This window comes from Lentilactobacillus sp. TOM.63 (assembly GCF_030361045.1).
Taxonomy (GTDB): domain Bacteria; phylum Bacillota; class Bacilli; order Lactobacillales; family Lactobacillaceae; genus Lentilactobacillus; species Lentilactobacillus dabitei.
The window spans coordinates 32344-54077 of the sequence record NZ_JAUCAP010000010.1 but is presented as its reverse complement, the minus strand read 5'-3'; the positions used below and the strand labels follow the sequence as shown (position 1 = coordinate 54077).

The 21734-nt window shown below is 43.9% G+C and carries 20 protein-coding genes; 15 read left to right on the top strand and 5 right to left on the bottom strand.

The genetic code is table 11. The features are described 5' to 3' along the window. Positions 1-63 precede the first annotated feature (63 nt). Positions 64-414: a hypothetical protein gene (locus QUF07_RS03445; RefSeq protein WP_289426796.1), complete on the top strand. Its 351-nt coding sequence runs from the start codon at positions 64-66 to the stop codon at positions 412-414. Between the two features lie 15 nt (positions 415-429). Further along, positions 430-1320 (top strand): hypothetical protein, encoded by an 891-nt coding sequence (locus tag QUF07_RS03440; protein WP_289426795.1) that lies wholly within the window; start codon positions 430-432, stop codon positions 1318-1320. A gap of 257 nt (positions 1321-1577) precedes the next feature. Here QUF07_RS03440 and QUF07_RS03435 read toward each other — a convergent pair whose 3' ends face one another. Beyond that, a complete protein-coding gene (locus QUF07_RS03435) occupies positions 1578-2522 on the bottom strand; it encodes a GRP family sugar transporter (protein WP_289426794.1) in 945 nt (314 codons plus the stop codon). A 246-nt stretch (positions 2523-2768) separates the two neighbouring features. Between QUF07_RS03435 and QUF07_RS03430 the strand changes: the two genes are divergently transcribed. Together QUF07_RS03430 and QUF07_RS03425 are read left to right on the top strand one after the other, a co-directional pair. Further along, on the top strand, positions 2769-3401 hold the full coding sequence (locus tag QUF07_RS03430; protein WP_217162721.1) for a uracil-DNA glycosylase: 633 nt from the start codon (positions 2769-2771) through the stop codon (positions 3399-3401). Between the two features lie 135 nt (positions 3402-3536). After that, on the top strand, positions 3537-4388 hold the full coding sequence (locus tag QUF07_RS03425) for a hypothetical protein (RefSeq protein WP_217162723.1): 852 nt from the start codon (positions 3537-3539) through the stop codon (positions 4386-4388). 176 nt (positions 4389-4564) lie between these two features. Here QUF07_RS03425 and QUF07_RS03420 read toward each other — a convergent pair whose 3' ends face one another. The 3 genes from QUF07_RS03420 to QUF07_RS03410 all read right to left on the bottom strand — a co-directional run bounded on the left by QUF07_RS03420 (position 4565) and on the right by QUF07_RS03410 (position 7406). Further along, complete coding sequence (locus tag QUF07_RS03420) at positions 4565-5410, bottom strand: aldo/keto reductase (protein WP_289426793.1); 846 nt, start codon at positions 5408-5410, stop codon at positions 4565-4567. 81 nt (positions 5411-5491) lie between these two features. Then, positions 5492-6937, bottom strand: a complete 1446-nt coding sequence (locus QUF07_RS03415; protein WP_217162727.1) for a PH domain-containing protein — start codon at positions 6935-6937, stop codon at positions 5492-5494. Next, positions 6927-7406 carry a PH domain-containing protein gene (locus tag QUF07_RS03410; RefSeq protein ID WP_217162729.1) on the bottom strand — a complete coding sequence of 160 codons (480 nt, stop codon included), beginning with the start codon at positions 7404-7406 and terminating at the stop codon, positions 6927-6929. The genes QUF07_RS03415 and QUF07_RS03410 overlap by 11 nt, the downstream gene beginning before the upstream one ends. A 228-nt stretch (positions 7407-7634) precedes the next feature. Between QUF07_RS03410 and QUF07_RS03405 the strand changes: the two genes are divergently transcribed. From QUF07_RS03405 to QUF07_RS03385, 5 genes are all read left to right on the top strand, one after another. Further along, complete coding sequence (locus QUF07_RS03405) at positions 7635-8774, top strand: MFS transporter (protein WP_502878965.1); 1140 nt, start codon at positions 7635-7637, stop codon at positions 8772-8774. Positions 8775-8929: 155 nt separating this feature from the next. After that, positions 8930-9787, top strand: coding sequence for an aldo/keto reductase (locus QUF07_RS03400; protein ID WP_289426798.1), 858 nt, complete (start codon positions 8930-8932; stop codon positions 9785-9787). 213 nt (positions 9788-10000) lie between these two features. Then, positions 10001-10921: an ABC transporter ATP-binding protein gene (locus QUF07_RS03395; protein ID WP_289426797.1), complete on the top strand. Its 921-nt coding sequence runs from the start codon at positions 10001-10003 to the stop codon at positions 10919-10921. A gap of 1 nt (position 10922) precedes the next feature. Further along, complete coding sequence (locus QUF07_RS03390) at positions 10923-12527, top strand: ABC transporter permease (protein WP_289426791.1); 1605 nt, start codon at positions 10923-10925, stop codon at positions 12525-12527. A 116-nt stretch (positions 12528-12643) separates the two neighbouring features. Then, the gene (locus tag QUF07_RS03385) at positions 12644-13282 is read left to right on the top strand and encodes a TetR/AcrR family transcriptional regulator (protein WP_289426790.1); all 639 of its coding nucleotides are present in this window, start codon (positions 12644-12646) and stop codon (positions 13280-13282) included. A 481-nt stretch (positions 13283-13763) separates the two neighbouring features. On the opposite strand, the gene QUF07_RS03380 is transcribed toward QUF07_RS03385, so the two are convergent. Further along, positions 13764-14378 carry a LysM peptidoglycan-binding domain-containing protein gene (locus QUF07_RS03380; protein ID WP_217162737.1) on the bottom strand — a complete coding sequence of 205 codons (615 nt, stop codon included), beginning with the start codon at positions 14376-14378 and terminating at the stop codon, positions 13764-13766. Positions 14379-14870: 492 nt separating this feature from the next. On the opposite strand from QUF07_RS03380, the gene QUF07_RS03375 reads away from it, so the two are divergent. From QUF07_RS03375 to QUF07_RS03350, 6 genes are all read left to right on the top strand, one after another. Further along, positions 14871-15515 (top strand): hypothetical protein, encoded by a 645-nt coding sequence (locus QUF07_RS03375; RefSeq protein WP_289426789.1) that lies wholly within the window; start codon positions 14871-14873, stop codon positions 15513-15515. A 2-nt stretch (positions 15516-15517) separates the two neighbouring features. Then, entirely contained in the window at positions 15518-16189 is a 672-nt protein-coding gene (locus QUF07_RS03370; RefSeq protein ID WP_217162740.1) for a Crp/Fnr family transcriptional regulator, read from the top strand. 112 nt (positions 16190-16301) lie between these two features. Continuing rightward, the gene (locus tag QUF07_RS03365) at positions 16302-17909 is read left to right on the top strand and encodes a xylulokinase (RefSeq protein WP_217341680.1); all 1608 of its coding nucleotides are present in this window, start codon (positions 16302-16304) and stop codon (positions 17907-17909) included. A gap of 177 nt (positions 17910-18086) precedes the next feature. Next, positions 18087-18815: an L-ribulose-5-phosphate 4-epimerase gene (locus QUF07_RS03360; RefSeq protein WP_289426788.1), complete on the top strand. Its 729-nt coding sequence runs from the start codon at positions 18087-18089 to the stop codon at positions 18813-18815. A 319-nt stretch (positions 18816-19134) separates the two neighbouring features. Beyond that, a complete protein-coding gene (locus tag QUF07_RS03355; RefSeq protein WP_217162744.1) occupies positions 19135-19875 on the top strand; it encodes a glycosyltransferase family 2 protein in 741 nt (246 codons plus the stop codon). A 177-nt stretch (positions 19876-20052) separates the two neighbouring features. Further along, on the top strand, positions 20053-21360 hold the full coding sequence (locus tag QUF07_RS03350) for a D-alanyl-D-alanine carboxypeptidase family protein (protein ID WP_289426787.1): 1308 nt from the start codon (positions 20053-20055) through the stop codon (positions 21358-21360). The last annotated feature ends 374 nt before the right edge of the window (positions 21361-21734 follow it).

The window sequence follows — 21734 nt, the reverse complement described above, 5'->3', positions numbered from 1 at the left end:
GAAAATGCAAAATACCCATCAAACGCGTGAAACATGTGTTTGATGGGTATTTTGTGTATTTTTATGAATAAATCAGGATCTGTGATTAATTCTAAGACGGCTAAGTTGCTGCGAAAAAACTATAAAGGCACGATCACATTTAATCGTACGATGGGGTATTATGGTAAATCTTACGCTAATGAGCAGACAACTCCGGTTAAAGGGATGACCAACGATGCTACTGACGCAATTTTCATGAATGTTTCTTACTTCGGTAAGAACCCAAGTAAATATCACAATGCGCTGCTTTCGTTTGGATATTGGTGGAATGTTATGGATGAGGCACCGAAAGGGAATCCAGAAGGAAACGCTGTTGTGATGAAGAATGGTCGAGTTTCGTTTTCAGATAATTTTTATGAAAAGTTACCGGATTAAACGAGGGACTGTCTAATGAAAAATTCTATATTAAAACGGGTGCTCATATCGGTTTCAATCATGACTGCTGTTCTTGTTTCGGTGGTTGCCACGACGACATCAGTAAGTGCTGACAATAAATATAAAGTTGTTAAAAATTATTATTTCAGCCCGCAGCAATATCACGTGAAGGGTGAAATTTACAAAAAGTCGTTTTCTGGCTTTGTTTCGCACAAGTACCGTCAGCAGGCCACATGGTTTGAGACTCAACAAAAGTCGCTCGTTCGTCAACCTAATGGGAAAAAGGTAGTTTATTATTATATTGGGACATCGATACCACAACTTGACCAAAATGCTGGGTTAACTGGTTATAAACCGTTAGGCGGTTGGATTAAGAAGGGACAACTTTATCATCGAAGAAGTCAGGCTCAGCCTAAGCGGGACCTTGCTTATCTCAGAGAATTAGTAAACACAATGCCCCAAAGCACTCAAAAACAGATCTTACCAATCTTTTCCAAGATCCATTTGGGAACTGCATATACTGGTTATACTGACAGCGACATGTCTGGTCGGATGACGCCCAAAAATATGAAGAAGCTCATGGCGGCACTGAACAATGAACAAATCATCTCTGATATTGAAAATGCCATTCCTGATGCATCAATTGAAACCGATGATGAGGACTTTTATCCAACTTGGCAAGCTGCCGATCTTTACAAGATTTATCATCATTTCCGGCCACGATTTAAGCAGGAAATGAAGTCCTTAAAAGGTGCCGACCGATATGCCAGCAAGTTAAAAGAAATTTCAACTTGGTCACAAACCAATATAATCATTACCAAACAAGGCATAATGATGCTAACGGTGACCCATGGGATCTTGACCAATTTTCTGAAGACTATCTTTATGGTTTGCTTGCAGGCTTAGGTAGGTCAAATATGTCGTACAAAGCATCATCTCCATCGGCATACGCATTGTAGTCAAAAAACTGGGATTTGATCTCAGAATTTAGTTAAAAGCGGTGATGCATTCTGACTTTGGAATGCATCACCGCTTTTATTTAAATGGCAGGGGGCAACTATTTGTCACAGGTTTCTTACCGAATAGTTGCGGCGATCCAAGCCAATGGTTACTGATGGAAAATTATTATATGTCCAGCCTTTCTTTTATGTTAAGAAAGTTTCCTAAATAACCTTCAAATTAGTAATCAAAATACTCCCCACAATCACCAAAATCGTTCCCAGCACAATCTTGACCATCTGATCGCCGGTCTTGTGTTCATGAAGGATGTAAATTCCACCAAAAGTGCCGACAATGATTCCCAACTGGGAAAGGGTGGCAGCAGTGGCTTGGCCGATTGCTGGGTTGGCGGCGGCGATAAACATAAACAAATTGCCGATCGCCCAATCGATTCCCGTGACAATGTTCTTGGCTGCTGGTTTCGTTAATAGTTTGCGCTCCTGAAGGAAGAAGAAGCCGATTAAAAATGAACCGACAACTTGGCCAACTGCCTGTGGGGTCACAATCGCCGTCATGTAATTGATGCCGTTGTTGGCATTATGGATGGCTGGGCTAATAAAGCCGAACTTGAATAGCATGTTTGGAAAAATAAAATACAGTGCAAAACCAGCCGTCGAAGCTAAGATTGCAGCAATCCCTTCACCGTATGAGACTGGCCGCTTTTTGGTAATCTTTTTCTCAGCCTTGGAACGGGCGGCAATGAGCAATGCGCCAAGCGTGACCAAGGCGATTGAAAGAATTCCAAATAACCACATCTTAAAGTTGATCCATTCGTTGAGAATCGCAGCGGCGAGAAGGGCGTTGGCAATGATTTGGCCAGCCGTCGAGAGTGGGAAGGCAGCCGAGACGCCCATCTTTTTATAAGCAATAAATTGGCCAGCGGTTCCGACTGACCAGAACAATCCGGAAAACAGCCCAACTAACCAAATTCGACCTGTGACTGCGACTCCATTGGGCAGCACAAAGAATAGATAGACACCAATTCCAAGTAGCAAAGCACCACAGGATTCGCCGAAGGTTTGTTGAGCAGCAGATCCGCCCATTTTTGTGCCGATGATTCCAGTAGCTCCCCATGCGAGGGGTGGAATCAATGCTAATAAAATACTCATGATTTTTCTCCATATTCGTTTCAGATTTCCCTCAAAATACAATAACAGGTGAGATTATATCACATACGAAAGCGCTTTTAAAAATGAATCTAGTTTAAAAAGAAGCGGAATAAGAATCCTTTAGGACGACAATCCTTGATCTCGCGGCGTTTAATGATAAGTTATGAAAATGAAAATTTTTACCATTATTTTTAAATTTGGTCTATACTAATAATTGAAATGATAAAGTGAAAGGAGCTCAACAGCATGGTTCTTCATACAATTTTAACTCCGGACTGGGTCAAAAATGCCAAACTCATTGCTGCAGAAAATCCGCGATTGGAAGGCTTTGTTCCCAGCGAGGGCGGGCGACATCCCAAGATTTTATTGCTTGGAGAAGCCCCTGGCGATCAAGAGGTCAAACAGGGTCGCCCATTCATGGGACCCGCTGGTAAGGAACTTGACCGTTGGTTGGCATCTCTTGGTTTGACGCGGGAAGATATTTATATCACGGGAGTCGTGAATTCTCGCCCGTTTTCGATTGGTAAAACCGGCCGCAAGCGGGATCGACGGCCCAATCAAGCGGAAGTGAAGCAGGCGGCACCGATGTTTGACTGGGAGCTGGCCCAATTCCCGGGAATCCTGTTGGTTCCGATGGGCAATGCCAGCCTGCAACGGCTGCTGGGGAATCACGCTAAGATTGGCGAGCTGCATGGTCAACTTTTGGAACGCCCCATTCAGCAATTTGATCAAGCCGCCAACGCATTTAAATTTACGACCGAGAAGCGCAGAATTTTCCCACTTTATCATCCGTCGTATTCAAAGCGATTTAAGAATATGCAGACGATTGTTGATGAAGATTCACGCAAATTGAAACAAATTATTCTTAATGTGATATAAAAAACAAATGGCTAGTAATTTTAAGCTGTAACGCTGTACAATTCACTTGAAGGGGTGAACAACGTATTTTTTATATGTTGCCGCCTGCTCTTGAATATCTCAATAATCTTCGTATTGCTGAGGAGAGGATAACCCATGAATTTGAAATCAAGCCGACTTATTTTGATGTTGTTAGCGACAGCCTTCACAATGGCTATGTTCCCAACTCAAACGTATGCCAAAAAAGAAGTTAGCCCGCCAAAGAGCGCCCAACTATCCGAATATTACTTCAAAACCAAGAAACCAATCAGGACCTGGATTGGTGTCGATAATCCGACTGCCCACATGTTTCAGAGTCGCTGGATTACGATTCCCAAGGGAACGGTTGTGTCCGGTCACCCGATTGAAGTGAAAAATAAACAAATTAAAAAAATTACAGTGGTCGCCAGCAGCTTAAGTTATCAAGTGAAAAAGGCTGCAGTGATGCCGGGTTACTATTTGGAAGCATGGCAGGATCTGACTGGAGATATTAAGTACAGTAACGCCCGCTTTGAAAAAGTGAAAAAGCCCCAATACATGGTTCCATATAGCGATGGCAACTTCTATCTCGGAACCTCGCCAAAAGAATATCCAGATACGTTTTTAAGTGATCGATTAATGATTACCTCTGATGGCTACGTTGAGTTGTATCACTATCAAGCAGGAGTCGGTCCAGAAGGATTTGGGAATAAGCCAATGGGATCCGCAAAGATTACGAAAACAATTGCCAAGAAAAATAGTCGCTATTTGTATTATCGCCATCATGTGACCGGCTTAGATGACAAACGAGTGCATAAGACCGGAAAATATCAGTACCGGTTGAAAGTGGCCGATAAGGATGATATTAAAACTCAAACAATTTGGGATGACGGCCAGCAGTCGTTTGTTGCCAGAATTTATTATGCCCATTATGATGTTGGCGGGGTGACCTACTATACAGAAGTAGGTGAGAAACCCTTAAGTGATTGATTATGATTTGGTTCAGTTAAAACGATCAGTAATCATGCTGATTTTGGTAAAAGGTGCACAATTTTGCAAACGTTTAGCCATCAAAAAAACGTCACGCTTCTCAATCCTGGAAATTGGATTGAGAAGCGTGACGCTTTTTAAGTTATGAAAATAAAGTCGTGTAAGTTGATTTTAAATTACCGGATATCCAAAGGTTCTTTAGAAGTTGGCTTGGGAAATTCTTTATCAATTTCGGCCAATTCGTCAGCTGCCAGCGCTAAACTTGCAGCTTTCACATTGTCGACAGCATGTTTGGGATCACCAGACTGGGGAATTGCCAACGTGTTACCATCCCGAATTGCCCAAGCTAAGATGATTTGCCAAGGGGTTGCTTGATGAGCAGCCGCAATTTCTTTGACCACTTTATTGGTCGTTAACCGACCACGCTCATCACCGGCACCAACTGGGGTGTAGGCAATAAAGGGGATACCTTGGTCTCGTTGCCATGGCAGCAAGCTATACTCCACACCACGGCTGCCGATGTTGTACAGGTCCTCGTTTGCGGCCACCTCATTGCCACCGGGAAGATCGAATAGTTCTTCCATATCAGGCAGGTCAAAATTGGAAACACCCCAATGTTTGATCTTGCCTTTTTTCTGCATCGCTTGCAACGTTTCAACCGTTTCGCTCAACGGTACGGCGCCCCGCCAGTGATAAAGGTAGAGATCAAAATAATCTGTTCCCACTAATTTTAGGCTGGTGTCCAAACTATGCTCCAGTCGATTTCTGGAAGCGTTAGAAGGGAGCACCTTATCAATAATGAATAAGTTATCCCGGTTCAAATCACGAATAGCTTCGCCAATGAGGCTTTCACTGCGACCGTTCCCGTACATTTCAGCGGTATCAATGACTTTTGCACCAGCCTCAATCCCGGCCTGAAGCGCTTTGATTTCTTGTGACCGAGTAGCAGGATGATCCCCCATATGCCAGGTACCTAAGCCAATTGCAGGAACCTTGGTGCCACCAATCGTTAACTCTTTCATAAAATAATAGCCTCCTTAAACCTGTTACTAAAATTATACCGCGGAATTGAAAATTATGAAAATAATGATGAAAGCTAATTGCTAATTTTTCAACCAGTCAAAAATTTCTTGAGCGGCCTCTTTTGGCAAGTAGCGAATTTCGATGTTCTGATTATGATTGCCGTGACGGACGTTAACTTCAAGATGGGCAAGCTCTCTGGCACTCATCCAAATTGATTGGTGGAGGCTAAAGGACTGAACATTCTTCTTGGGGATGACGTATTGTGAGCGGGTAAATGAGTGACCAACCTGCATGATTAATTGGTCACCGCTGACTACCCAACCGGTGTTGCTGGCAGAATACCAGCCGAGAAAAATGGCAATCGGCAATAACGCCAGGCTCAACAGTCCCCAAACCGTGAAAAAATATACACAGATTACAATTGGGACGGCGGCAAACAGCATGGCATTTCGGATGAAATACCAATAAGGCGCTTTCTTTAAGCGATTCAGAGCAACGGCTTGCGTGGGTGTCCAGTCAATAAAGGGCCGGAGAGTTTTGAAAACTGTTTGGGTGTTTACAACCGGCAAGATCATCAAGTCATTGCTCTTTTCATCATCGCCGGCAGAAGACGCGGCCAATGCTTGAACGGTTGAGATTTTACACCATTGACGGATCACGTTTTGTTTGATGCGCAAGGCTTGGATCCGGTCGGTAGGGATGGTAACGGAATTTCGTTGAAACAAGCCCTGATAAGTTTTCAATTGGTTGGTCTGAGCTGTCAACGTGAACTTGTAGTAGCGCTGGACAATTGATAAATATGAACCGGCGATACTGATCAAAATGATTAAGATACCAACCACCACGATGATAATGAGTGATTGATGAACAATTTCGCTGGTAACTGAATTGATCACTCGTTGTGGAATGGCTTCTTGGATTTTGCCATAGAGGGCGAGCAAAACCCCGATCAGGGGCAGAATGCCCAATGAGGTGAGAGCGAAAACGTTGAGCTCGTGAGGATTAATGACGTAAGTGGTCGCTGATTCAGCAGTTTTCTGGTTGTCGGTACCGGTTAAATCCGCTTTTGCTTCTGGGCCGGTAACGCGCCTGGCCTCAATTGCTGTTCGCACCGATTCAGGTACCAATGGCAGGACTGCCTCAGGGGTCTTATCGTCATGGCCGGCCGTTTCAATCTGGAGCTTTTCCAACTTGAATGGTTTTAAGAAAAACCACTGGCTGCGTTGGATGGTTTGAATTCGGCCGTAAGGGATGTGAGTGTGCTTTTTGATAAAAATCCCCGAATTAATTGTCAGCATGTCCGCCGCAATTTCAAAAGTGAAACAAAGGTAGCGAACAACGATCAGCATGATGATCAGGACCAGTAGGGCGCCAAACCCCAGAACCGGATTAATATGGAAGTGTTTAAGTAAACCAGTCAACGGGCCAACCGTTAAGATAACGTAGATGATCCAGTCCCAAACACGATGAAACAAAAAATAGAACATGGACAGCGGGTTCAAGTGATGCTTGGTTTCAGACGTCACGGTCGTTCACCTCCACCGCCATTTTCATGATTTGGTTGCGGAGTTGGTCGCCAACTTCGGGCTCCAATCCATCGATTTTGTGAGAGGTTGAGGCAGTGGTAATCCGTACTTCCTGGAGCTTTTGCGATTGTAAAATTGGGCCGGCAGCCAAAGTGACGTCTTGAACCCGGGCGATGGGGATCGACACTAATTTTCTGAAAATGAATCCAGACCGTAATTCGACGGCATCATCGGTGAGGGTGTACAGCCAAAATGAGTAACGGTAGGGCACCAAAGTGAGTTCGACGATCAGGTCGATGATTGCCAGGGCTGCGAAGCCGAAGACACCATACGGCAGCCAACTCCAGTTCGTGAACTTGAAAACGATGAAGCCACCAATTGCGATGACTGCAAGGATTGTGAAGTTAATGAAGGCCGAGATGCGCCAGACCGTTTTAATTTTTTGGGGTAAATGATTGGATTCTGTCACGATACTTAACCTCCTGTTAGATATTTGTCAGTCATAGTGTACCAGATGAGGGTGGAATCTTACCAGTCGCCACCTCAAAGTTGCAGTGGATTGTGATGGACACGCCAGGACTTATAGCGTTATACTAACTTTTATGTACTATTACGAAAGGGGGCAATCAACTTGTCAAAAAAGGTTAGAAATGCCATTATTGTCCTTATTTTTGGGAACTTTTTGGTTTGTATTGGGATGAGCCTGATTTTCCCAGTCATGCCATTCATTAAAAACGAATTACATCTGTCTGCGACTGACATGGGAATCATGAACTCACTATTTGCATTGGCTCAGTTGATTGCTTCACCAATTGTCGGCCAAATCTCGGATAAGATTGGTCGCAAGCCCATCCTGGTCTATGGACTGCTGCTCTATATGGTGTCAGAAGTTTTATTTGCGCTCACCAACTGGCTCTGGATGTTCGATATTTCACGGACAATTGGCGGCCTGTCAGCAGCAATGGTGGTCCCAACAACCAATGCCTTGGCGGCAGATTTGACGACACCCAGGCAACGAGCCCGCGTCATTGGGCTACTGTCTGCCGCGTTTAGTGGTGGCTTGATTCTAGGACCCGGAATTGGCGGGATCTTAGCCAAGTTTGACTATAAAACGCCGTTTTGGTTTGCGGCCGTCCTGGGCTTTTTAAGCATGTTATCGCTACTCTTCATGCTGCCAAGTGAAACGGAAATCAAAAAAATTGCCAGTAGAAATGACGTGCCACCTGTGCTGACTGAACGCAAGTACAGTAAGGCATCGTGGGAGCAGACCAAGAAATTGTTTTCTGGACCGATGGGCTTATTATTCGTTCTGATTCTGATTTCATCGTTTGGCTTGGTCGGTTTTGAAAGCATTTATAGTCTGTATGTCAATGAAGTCTACAAGTTCACAATGGAAAACATTGCCTTGGTATTGACCCTGAACGGATTGACTTCACTAACTTTCCAGGCATTGTTATTTGATCGATTGGTCGTTTGGCTAACTGAAAAGCGACTGATTCGCTATTGTTTCTTCCTATCATTTGCTGGCACCATCTGGATCATGTTGGCTCATTCCAAATTGGAAGTGATCATCGCGACGTTGATCGTCTTTACAGCCTATGATCTGATCCGTCCGGCGATTACGACGTTGCTGACAAAGGCAAGTGCGACGGCTCAAGGGTTGATCAACGGGGTCAATATGTCACTCACCAGTGTGGGAAATATTATTGGGCCAATCATGTCTGGGGCATTGCTGGACATGAATTACCACTATCCATATATTGTGGTGACAGTCTTCTTGGTCGCATCGTGGCTGATGACGTATAAGGTTAAGCAGAAATTTACGGTGAGTTTGTAAATAACAAAATAAAATAGGTGAGAGGCTGGGCAAATGGTTTTTTTTTCCTTTCAGCCGCTCTTTTGCTATGCTTGAAGTGGACACAATTAACAGAAACGGAGATGTTATTTTTGGACGGTTTAAATTCAACAATGACGCTGAACAATGGGATTAAGATGCCCCGATTCGGCCTTGGTGTTTGGAAGAGTGATAACCATGCAGCCCGTGACTCAGTTGCTGCAGCGATCCGCAACGGGTATCGAGCGATTGATACCGCCAAACAATATGGTAACGAGCAGGGAACCGGCGCCGGCATTAAGTTAGGGCTCAAGCAGGCTGGCTTAAAGCGTGAAGATGTCTTTGTGACCACTAAGCTGTTTAATGGTGATCAAGGTGACTACGATAAGGTTTCCAAGGCTTTTGAAGGTCAATTAAAGGACTTGGGATTGGATTACGTGGATCTTTATCTGATGCACTGGCCGGTTGACGCCTACTACCTTGAAAGTTACCAGGCGATGGAAAGATTGCTCAAGGAAGGTAAAGTGAGAGCGATTGGGGTCTCTAACTTTGATAATGATCGGATGAGTAAGCTGATTGAATCTGCCGACGTGATTCCAGCGATCAACCAGATGGAATTTAATCCGACCAATCAAGAACGGGATATTCTCAAATTTGACACCAGCCACAAGATCACGATGACAGCCTGGTCACCATTAGGCGGTGGCAAATCGTTAACTAACCCAGTGATTGAGAAGCTCGCTGATAAATATCATCGTAGTGCGGCCCAGATCATTTTGCGTTGGGAGTGGCAACGAGAGATCATTACCGTGATTAAATCGGTTCATGAAAAACGCATTATCGAAAATAGCCATATTTTTGACTTCGAACTGAGCGACGAAGACGTTGAAACCATCAATCAATTGGACGAAGACAAACGGGGCCTATGGTACGATGACTTCAAGTGGCATCGACCAAGTGCGGACATTGGTGATTCTGTTGATCAGTGGGATGATACGGGGAAGTCACTTTCGTAGAAACAATGGGATTGAGATCTTAATTGATACTCGATCCTTTTTTTGTCTCCGAAAGCCGGCGCTGCAAGGAATAGTGGCGTTCAAAAAAGTCGAGATTAAAAATGACTGCCTGGTTATTGACTATCCAGTCATTAATGATATACTGAGGGTGATTTTTGAAAGCGAGTCAGAATTGTGGTTCGCTTATCCGCTTAAAAAGGGGCGTGAGGAATGATGAATCACACATTAGTAATGGATGTTAAGGGATTAAAGAAGTCATTTGGGAAGTTTGAGGCGCTCAAAGATGTTAACTTAACGCTTCATCCGGGAGAAGTCTTAGGATTTATCGGGCCAAATGGGGCTGGGAAGTCGACCACTATTCGAGTGATTTTAGGATTAATCAAGTCCTCTGGCGGCTCAGCCAAAGTCTTTGGTAAAGATGCCTGGAAAGAATCAGTCACAATTCATAAGGATTTAGCGTATGTTCCTGGGGATGTCTATCTCTGGCCGAACTTGACTGGTGGTCAAACAATTGATCTGTTGCTTCATATGTCGGGACAGACCCACACTGAGCGGACTGATGACTTGATCAAAGAGTTTAAGCTTGATACCAGTAAGAAGAATCGAACTTATTCGAAAGGTAACCGGCAAAAGGTGGCCTTAATTGCGGCTTTCTCAACTGACGTGTCATTGTATGTATTTGATGAACCAACTTCTGGGCTTGATCCGCTCAATGAACTGATTTTCCAACAAAAGGTTGCCCAACTTAAGGCGGCTGGCAAGAGTGTCCTGCTTTCCAGTCACATCCTGTCTGAAGTCGAAAAAATGTGCGATACGATTTCGATTATTCGCGAAGGCAGCGTGATTGAGACCGGCTCACTGGAATCAATGCAGCACCTGACCCGAAACTCGGTGGCGGTCACAACAGTGGCGCCGTTGGTTGGGTTGCAAAAGATGGCAGGGGTGTACCAACTGGACTTTAAAAATGATCAGAAAACCATCGCAGAATTTAGCGTTGATTCTGATCAAATAGGCAACGTGATGGCGAGTCTTTCGGCCAATAAAATTTTGCAACTGAAGACAACCCCACCAACACTGGAGGATTTGTTCTTACGCTATTACCACTCTGATAATGATCAAAAAGTAGGTGAGTAAAATGACACAGTACACACAGACTTTTGCATTGTTGAAAGCAAACTTCAAACGTGATTGGATTAAATTGCTGGTCTGGCTGCTGGTGTTAGCTGGGTTATTCGTTGCGGTTGCCGCAAAGTTTGAAGGCATATACGGCAATCAGCAACAATTGAATACCATTGCTCAAACATTACGATCACCTGCAATGAAGGCACTATTTGGGCCGTTAGCGCACGCTTCGATCAGTACGGCCGTTATCTTTGCGACCGAAATGGCCGTCTTTTGGGCGATCTTCATGGTGATCTTTAACTATTCAGTGGCAGTTGGCGCGAGCCGAGCTCAAGAGGAATCCGGTCTTACCGAAATGGTCCTTGGTGGACATCCAGTGGGGCGTTTGGCCCCACTGAGCGCTGCGGCTTTAGAGCTATTAATCGCGGATGGCTGTTTTGCAATCATCACGGGAATTGGGATGACCTTTGCGAACATGCCAGGTAGCGATAGTAACGGTAACTGGCTGTTTGCGGTTTCTTTAGCGGCAGTTGGCTGGACTTTCGGCATGATCTCGTTGATCTTTTCCCAACTGGTTGCCGACAGTCACAACGTTTTAATTTATAATTATGCGTTTTTTGGCCTCACCTATCTGGTCCGGATGATGACGGATGTTTCCAATCCCGATAACACTTGGTGGTCCCCCTTCGGCTGGATCGAAAAAACGGATATTTATATCAAGAATAATTGGCTCCCCGTTGCATTGTTCTTAATTTTAGGAAGCGTGGCATTTGGAATTGCGGTTGCACTGAACGTTAATCGGGATATCGATGCCGGCATCATTCAAGTCCGTGGCGGCAAGCGGCAGAGTCGTTTCCTGCGGGGTCCGGCAACCTTACTATTCTGGAACCAACGGTCGATTAGTTTATTTTGGATCATTGGTATGGCGGTTCTGGGTGCCAGTTACGGCTCAGTATTTAACAGTATTGGCAAGTTGGTGAACGATTCGCCAGTCATTAAAGAAGTTCTTGGCAGCAATGGCGTTCAAGCATTGGAGAAAAACCAAGTGTTGTCGTTTGTCGGCATTCTTGGGATTATTTTCACGGTCCTGGCGGTTATCGGTGGAGCAATGGTTATTAATCACTTGTACACCGAGGAACGGCGTGGCTACCTGCAGCTCGTTAATACTACCCCGCATAGTCGCTACTATCTATTAGCGACATATGTGCTGTATGGGGTGATCCTGGCAGTAGTAATTTTGTATGTCACCCTGATGACGACAATGGTGGTGGGCAATTCAACCTTGGCGCATTCGCTGCCAATCAGGTATTATAATAGAATATTTGTGGCAATGCTGCCTGTATTGATTCTATTCATGAGTACACTGGTCTGCTTCATCGGCATTCTGCCAAAACTGCGGTCAGTTGTTTGGATTCTGTTAGGCGGTTCGTTTGTCATTTCCTACTTTGGCCGCCTGATCGATTTACCAAATTGGGCAATGAAGATTTCGCCGTTTTATTGGTTCGATAAAGTTCCGATCCATGAAATCAACGCAGAACCGGTGTGGTGGCTGTTAGCCGTTGCGTTGGTATTGATCGTGATCGGCTTTGTCGGGTATCGTAAGCGAGACCTTGCGTAGTGACTTGCTTGGAGCAATTGGATCGACAATTAATCTAGGCAGCCTGGAATCGATTTAATGAAATTTAATTTGGCTTAGTGATTCTTAAACAATTGAGTAAAAAAGAAGGTCAATTCATGGCGAAACGATTACCACGTGATCCTCAAAAAGAGCAGGCAATTTTAACAGCGGCGGTGCAAGAATTTGGCAAGCGGGGTTATCGCGCCAGCACGGATAAGATCGCTGAAGTGGCCGATGTGTCAAAAGGGTCCGTGTTTAGATATTTTGATAATAAGCAACATTTGTATTACGTAGCCGTCAAACAGGCGATAGACACAATTATGGCGGTCGTTGATTTATCAGTCTGGACAGATTCGCAGGATTTGGTCAGTATGATCATTCGGGCGACCAAATATAAAACGGAGTTATCTCACAAGTTTCCGTTTGAATTTGAATTGCTACTGCGGGTGTATTCCAATGATTCCTTCGTCCCCAAGCCCATGCGAGAAAAAGTATTCGGGATGTTTCAAAAGCTTGAAACGGATTTAATGAACACAATCCTGACTTCAACTATTAGTCAACTGGATATTCGACCAGAGTTGAATGAAGCTGATGTTCGTGACTATCTGAAAATGTTTATTGGATCAATGTCTCAAATGGCCCAAACGTATTTTGAAAAGCATCCAGAAATCACCAAGATGGAAGATATGGGTGAGGTGATCGATCGGGTGAAGGTATATATGGATATATTGGAAAATGGGATTAGAGCGCGATAAGACCCGGTTTGACCCCGGAACGTAAGACAAAGCCGCCAATAATGAACGAATTTTGTTCATTGTTGGCGGCTTTGTCTTACGTGGTAGGGGTCAGGGTCATCAGAGCGCATTTTGGCATGGTAGTGGAGAACTTAAAAAAGATGATTTGCTGGTTCTTATAGCGTCAGTTTTGGTGAGCGCGTTTTATCTATGAAGAATAGGAGATTGTTAGATGTTTTAATACCGGGAGAAACCATGTCTTCCCTTATATAGTGGAAACGTGCTCTGACGACCCTGCCCCTTCCTGCATAAACAACGAGGGCAGAACACATATCAATTTTCAATCGATGATCATTCACCTAGATCGCCATAGCTACCAAGATAAAAGCTGCGCCAAACGGCTGATCCCAGAATTTAACAAAAATGACCAACTATTCCAAAATCAGGAATAATTGGTCATTTTCGTTAAATTATGGGATCAAAACGCCTATTGCCCCAGTCTCTATGGCATTACCAAGTCATAATGATTACCGACAATCGCTGTTCCACGATCATGGACAACGCCTTCACCAAGTGGCGTTTGAACGTGAGTGCCAAATGGAACGTCTGCAGGAGCTGCTACAATTAAGTAGCCGTCTGCATCATAACCACCGTGATTAGTGGTACCATCGGCGAATGCTGCACCGGTGTAATAGGTCCATTTCTTACCATTTTGGTAAACAACCCCTTGTGATTGGAATGCAGCCGGGGTGATTGTTGCGCTGCTGGTTGCGTCAGTTGAAGTATCTGAATTGTTATTGGAATTTGAAGCTGTATCAGCTACGATTGCATCCTTATGTTCATTGTGAATAGCAGTTGAAGTCTTCATGTTGGTCTTTGAAGCTTTATCATTGTTGCTAACTTTGAGCTTTTGGCCTACCATGATTAAATCAGCATCAGAAAGGTTGTTGCGTTTTGCAATTCCATTAACAGTGTCGTTAAATTTATCAGCAATGTTGGCAACGGTATCTCCGGACTTAACGGTATAGCTGTCGGCATTTGCGACAACGCCACTAAGACCTAAGAAACCAGTGATAACTGATAATGTAAGTAAACTCTTTTTGATAATAATGACCACCTTTTAGATTATCTATAACTAGAATTGGATCGAATACTTGAAATGTTGTTCTTCCATGGTTACTAAGTGAAAATGAAAGTGTGTTCCGGAACACATGGTAGATGTTAAACGGTAACTTGGAAGGTGATTGATCATTGAGGTAGATGAACCAGAAGCAATCACGCCGTATATAATATCAGATCATCGATAACCGTCAACAGCCGGTCGAAATAAGACAATTATGTGACAATGAATTCCTATGATAAATCAAGTATTTAGCCGACTTGTTACAAACACGTTAAATTTAAAAGTAATGGTTCCCATTAAATTTATGTAAATATGATGTAAATGAATTGGAAATGGGGATGAACAGCCAAAACGCTGTTGTTGGAAGGGCTAAGGTGGTGATTGCCAGCTTTCACGCTTGCTAGCAAAAAATAATCAGAAAAGGTGATGCTTTGATTTAATGAGCCGTTTCCGCAATAATGGGAGTAGTAAACAGGGAGATAAAAAATGGTAAAACAAGGTAGATTCGCTAAATCAAGCAAATTAAAACAAATCAAACAGATTAGACGACGGCTGCATCACCAACCTGGTCGCGTGATTGGGCCGGAACAATTTCAGAATTTTGTATTGGTCCGTTATGACTTGACTCTCAAGAAAAAATATCGTCATTCGGATAAAGAAACGATGCAGCGTTTCTTGATTGAATTATTAGGTGTTGCTGGGGCTGGACCGACTTGGCCAATGGCAACGCTGGTTACCAAAACCTTCAGCCAAATTGGAATTCGGGTGCCATATCAATTTTATCGGCAGGTTTTAAAAAATTGGGAATCCTTCAATCACTTCTTGGAACGTGAAATTCCGGCGGTACCGTTAGAAGAGCGAATTAGCTTGATAGATCTGGCTTCTACAGCTGATGTGGAACAAATTATTCTGCGCCAGCTGGCAGCTAATACACTGCTTTCAACGGGTAACCCGCAATTAATTAAACTGATGAGGCCTGCTCAGCTCGATTCCCTGGTTGCAAATTTGAGTTCCGATCAGGCGATTGATTGGCAGAAGGTTAAAGCTGTATTTGAACCCATTGGCTTTGATACGACCACCGCGCCGGATAGCGCAACTCAGCAATGGCTCAATGAATTAAAGGAGTTATAAAAATGGATTTACAGCACGCACTTGAATGTGTCAATTTAGTCCCGTTGTTTCGATCACTGCCACAAGCTCAAAAAGTGGAAGTTGCCAAGTTGATCGTTCAGCACGAATATGCCAAGGGAACAATCATTTATATGGCAGGCGATTCGGTTGGCCACTTTCTAATTCTGGAAGCTGGCCAAATCAAGATCTCCCAAGTTGCGGCCAACGGCAAAGAACAGTTATTGAAAGTAATGCAGCCAGGGGACTTTGATGGAGAATCCGCACTATTCAACGGGAATCAAAGGAATGTTACGGCCACGGCGCTGGTGGATTCAAATATTTGCCAAATTGATCAAGGGGCGTTTCAGGACTTGTTAAAAACCAGTTCTCAGTTAGCCGTTAAGTTGCTGGCGATTATGAGCAAGCAGATCAGTGAACTCCAAGAAGAAAAGACCTTGGCCTCAACAACGGATACCACTGGCAAGCTGGCCAAATATTTGTTGGAAACCAGCGCCGCTCTCGGAGATAAAATATTCAAATTACCACTCAAGAAAAAGGATATTGCAACTTATTTGGGGACCACGCCAGAAACAATCAGTCGAATTTTTAAACAGCTGACGACTGACGAAATCATTGAATCATCAGGGTCTACCGTGACGATTTTGGATGAGGATGCCCTGACTGATCTGGTTTAATTGTGGCCAATTTATTCTATAAATTTCGAAAACAATTGATTTATACGTACGAATATTTTACAATTAGAGGGTAAATGAAAATATTAATGGAGTTACTCTGGAGGATTATATAATGGATGAAAGTCGTGTGCGAGACGAAATTGTAAGCGGAAACATTTCGCTGGGTCTCGAATTAGGTTCTACAAGAATCAAGGCCGTCCTGGTGACAGATGATTTCCAAACAATTGCTTCTGGCGATTACCTTTGGGAAAACGAATTGGATAACGGCATTTGGACTTATCCAATAGACAAGATTTGGGATGGTATCCAAACCAGTTATGCAACTTTGGCATTGGAAGTTCATGATAAGTATGGTTGCGATCTTCAGAAGATCGGGTCAATCGGTGTCAGTGCCATGATGCACGGTTATATGGCATTTGATAAGAATGACGAGTTGTTAGTACCCTTTAGAACTTGGCGGAATAACATTACCGGCCAGGCTGCGGAAGCTTTGACCAAGTTGTTTGATTTCAATATTCCAGAACGTTGGAGTATTGCTCATTTATACCAAGCAATTTTGAATAACGAAGACCATGTTAAGAACGTTGATTTCTTTACAACACTTGCTGGTTACGTTACTTGGAAGTTGTCCGGTGAGAGGGCACTTGGTGTTGGGGATGCCTCTGGAATGTTTCCAATTGACGAACAGACGGTTAGCTACAATCAAGAGATGCTGGATAAGTTCAGTGCTCTTCCTGAAGTTCAGAAATACCCATGGAAGATTACCGACATTTTGCCTAAGGTCCTCCCGGCTGGTCAAAAAGTCGGTGAGCTGACGGATGCCGGTGCCAAATTGCTTGACCAGAGTGGTGAACTCCAAGGCGGTTCATTGATTGCGCCTCCTGAAGGGGATGCTGGTACTGGGATGGTTTCAACCAACAGTGTTAAGAAGCGGACTGGAAATATTTCAGCCGGAACTTCTGCATTCTCAATGGTTGTCTTGGATCGGCCTATGAAGGCTGTTCATCGTGATATTGATATGGTGACAACCCCAGATGGTGCACCAGTTGCCATGGTTCACACCAACAACAGTTCATCCGATATCAACGCTTGGGTAGGCTTGTTTGGTGAATTTGCCAAAGCACTTGGATTGCAACTCAAGCCTGATGATTTGTACGGGACTTTGTTCGCCGAATCAGTTAAGGGTGATCAAGATGCCGGTGGCTTGGTTAACTTTGCTTACCTTTCAGGTGAAAACATCACCCGGATGCCAGAAGGCCGACCATTATTTGTCCGTAAGCCAGACAGCAAGTTGAACCTCGCTAACTTCATCAAGCAACAAATTTATTCAGCCTTTGCCCCATTAAAGATTGGGATGGATATCTTGCTTCGCGAAGAACATATCAAGACCAGTGTACTGGTTGCCCAAGGTGGTATTTTCAAGACGCCGGTTGTTGCCCAACAAGTTCTGGCGGATGCCCTGAACACCCCAATTTCTGTAATGGAAAATGCCGGTGAGGGTGGTCCTTGGGGAATGGCAGTCTTGGCACTCTACTGTGTTAACCGTAAAGACGGCGAAGCATTGGAAGACTACTTGGAGAACCGTGTCTTCAAAGATTCAACCAAAGCAACGTTGTACCCAGAACCAGCCAGTGTCCAAGGTTATGACAAGTTCATCGACAACTACAAGGCAGCCCTTCCGGTTGAGGAGCAAGCGGTTAAGTCGATGAAAATGAAATAGTGAGCGAAGCAAAGCGGTTAATAACCGGAACATAAGTCTCCGCAACCAGAAATCCTGGGCTTGGATTTTTGGTTGTGGTGCTTATGTGCAGGTTATTGCTTTGCGGAGCTGTCCTACTCCATATAACCAAGAACAACCACAATCTTAAAACCACAAACACGAAAGGTGATAAACAAAATGCTAGAAGATCTTAAACAAGAAGTATATGAAGCAAACATGAAACTTCCTAAGTTGGACTTGGTAACCTTCACTTGGGGAAATGTTTCAGCAATTGACCGTGACAAAGGCTTATTCGTTATCAAGCCATCAGGGGTTCCTTACGAAGATATGAAGCCTTCAGATATGGTCGTTGTTGATTTGGATGGTAAGGTTGTTGAAGGTGACTTGAATCCTTCAAGCGATACACCAACTCATACTTATCTCTATAATCATTTCCCAACCATTGGTGGTATTGTTCATACTCATTCACCTTGGGCTGTTTCATTTGCCGCAGCTAAGATGGATATCCCAGCTACTAGCACGACTCATGCCGACACATTCTACGGTGATGTTCCTTGTGCCCCAGCTTTGACGAAAAAACAAATCGAAGAAGCCTATGAGTTGAACACCAGTAAAGTGATCGTTGACGAATTTGAACGCCGCGGAATTGACCCAGATGCTGTTCCTGCAGTTCTAGTTAGCCAACATGGTCCATTTGCATGGGGCCCAACTGCCGACAAAGCGGTTTATAACGCTAAGGTACTTGAAGTTTCAGCTGAAATTAGCTATCACACATTACAATTAACTCGTGACGAAACCCATGTGCCACAATATCTGTTGGATAAGCATTACTATCGTAAGCATGGTAAGAATGCTTACTATGGTCAAAATAATGCCAAATCTAAGAGTCACGCAGAACACGAATAGAGTGCTGAAAGGAACGTTTTTGGCGCGGTAATATAAGGGCCAGTTCCCTGAGGCACGCTTTCTACTAAGTCCGGGTTGATCCGGAGAATAAGATATGAGCTCCAATGATGAACGTTCTTTGTTTATCGTTGGGGCTCTTTTTTATGTAGTAGGGTTAGGTCCGCGAGAGCACATTTCGTCAATTTAAATTGCAAATGCCAGACTCTCCGATTGAGGCAACTGCGTGCTTCGAATATTCGCCATATGCGATGACGCTCAAATCCTTGCACATTCCTTCCCAACCGCTTACACTGACCAAAAATAAGTGGAGGCGGTTACCATGACAAATTCTCCGTTAGTCACCATTTCGATTCCAGCTTACAATTTGGGATCTTATTTAAAGAAAACGATGCAGAGTATTTTTAATCAGACCTATCAGAATTTTGAAATTATTTTAGTTGATGATGCGTCAACCGATGACACTGCGACCGCAATTTCTGAGCTTGCCAAGCAGGATGAGCGAATTCATCCTCATTATTATGATGAGCATGAAGGGGTCTCGAAGGCTCGCAATTATGCGATTGATCATGCCAATGGGGAAATTATTGTGTTTGTTGACGGCGATGATCTACTGGCTTCAAATTATCTTGAAGTCATTGTTGCCGGATTGGCAGATAAGGCTGTTGATATGGCCGCAGTTGGGTACGCCTGGGGATGGCGTGGCGGTGGCAGGTTGTCTGCCGATGCCAAATTCCAATCCGTTTCAAAGCAAGAAGCATTTGATTCAATTAATTATCGCGGCGCCGAAATTGGTGGATATACTTGGAATAAAGGGTTTAGGCTTTCGGTGATTCGTGACCATCAGATTCGGTTCGATGAAACCTTAGAGCTGGCTGAAGATCTCCTGTTTACGGCGGATTACATTGCCGCCTCTCATCGGTTCGTCTATTATGCAGCGCCGTTATACACCAAAGTGAGTCGGGGTAACAGCATTATCCACTCTGCGACAATGGGGATGAGGCGAAAGGAACAGGTGGTTCGGCAGCATATCGATGAAATGAGCCGTCATCTGCAACCTTAAAAAAGTGAGCGGAACAGGATCGTCGTTAGCTTGCGAGAAAATGCTGGCGCTATTAAATACCACATTTGGCTTTTCTGGGTAAATTTTATTTAAAGATTCTCAATTTGATTTTCCAAATCTTAAAATTTAAGTTAGGATAGTGCCATCTGTAATTTAGAAATTTAGGAGGTACCTGGTTTGCGGAAAGCCACCTCGAAAGTTAAACAAAGCCCATTTTTACAAATTGTCGTTATAGTGATGGCTGCCATCATTGCTTTCTCAACGACTGCGACACCTTCAGCCCGTGCGAAAAAATTGCCGGCATTTCAGGCTAAGGAAGCTTATGTCATGGATGCCAAGACCGGTCAAGTGCTGTATCAGAAAAACGCCGATGCCAAGCGGCCGATCGCCAGTTTGTCAAAATTAATGACCCTCTATTTGACCAAGAAAGCGATTGATGCGCATAAGATCAAATGGGATCAGAAAGTACCCGTTGACGAAGAATTAATCAAAATGAGTAAGGATCCCACTTTAGGGGGATTTAGAATTAAGCGCTCTGGCGAATTTACCGTTAAGGATTTATACAAAGCCGCCCTGATCGCTTCTTCGAATTCTGCCGCGATTGCCCTCGGAAAATTAGTGGGTGGTGGCAATAACACCCAATTTATTTACATGATGAACCAGCAAGCTCAAAAATGGGGAATTGAGGCAACCTTTGTTAGCAGCTCTGGCCTCGATAACACCGATTTGAAGAAATATCATTATCAGGTACCTCATACGACCAGCAAAGCCCAAAACATGGTCAGCGTTTCTGCCATTTCTCAAGTGGCGGCTAAAGTGCTCGCCGAATTCCCGACGATTACCAAGTGGAGTAGTCAGTCGACGATGAAGGTTGGTAAACAATGGTTAGTTAACTCCAACAGCTTGTTGAAGAACAAAGTTTATTACCGAAAAGCGAATCACGTTGATGGGTTGAAGACCGGCTATACAATTAATGCCGGTCTCTGTCTCACGGTTACTTTTTGGCACAATGGCCGTCATTTGATTGCCACCATTATCGATAGTAATTCGGTATTCACGTCGATGGATCGATTGATTCAACAGATTGATAAAAAGTATCAAAAGGTGAGTGTGAACGTGAAAGCCCATCAATTTAAGATCGGCAATCAATTGCTAACGGCAACGCCACAAGAATCACAAACCGCCATTTGGCGCCAGAATGCCAACCAAAAGCCTCAATCAGTTAAGTATCGTTTGACCCAAAAGACCGGGCAAGTGACCAAAGGCGACTCTGTTGGCTATGCGGAGGTGGGACTTTCTAATAGTCGTGGGGTGGCAAAGGTGCCAATGATTGCTGAAGCGACGATTAAACCAAATCAGCAGGCAAAACAAGCAAAAAAGACGCATCACCACTCACTGTTAAGCTCGATTGGCAATATGTTGATTGGTATTTTTACGGGGATTTATAAGCTGATGGTGAATTTTGCTAAGTTTATGGCTCGGTAGTTGGATCGGATCATAGGGGCAATTGGGATGCCTGATCCGATCACAGGAGCTACCGGTCTTAAAGATTACTGAATGAAGTTTCTGCTGATTATCAAAAGATTATGAGCGTCGAACCAACTTAAGCTAGGCAGGTCCAAACAAAACGGGTAACTATTCCAATCCGAATGGTTACCCGTTTTTCTTTGGCTTTTTTAAAATGAAATTGTGTGTAAGGGACACAATACAGGGTTCATAACCAACTGGGGTATCCAACACCCACCAAAATGTCATGACTTTTTACACTTTTGAAACATAATTTTTGCCTTCAATTTACATCACCTTGTTAATCTATAAGTACATCGTAAATAGGACAGCTGCTCCAAGCAGGGATCTGC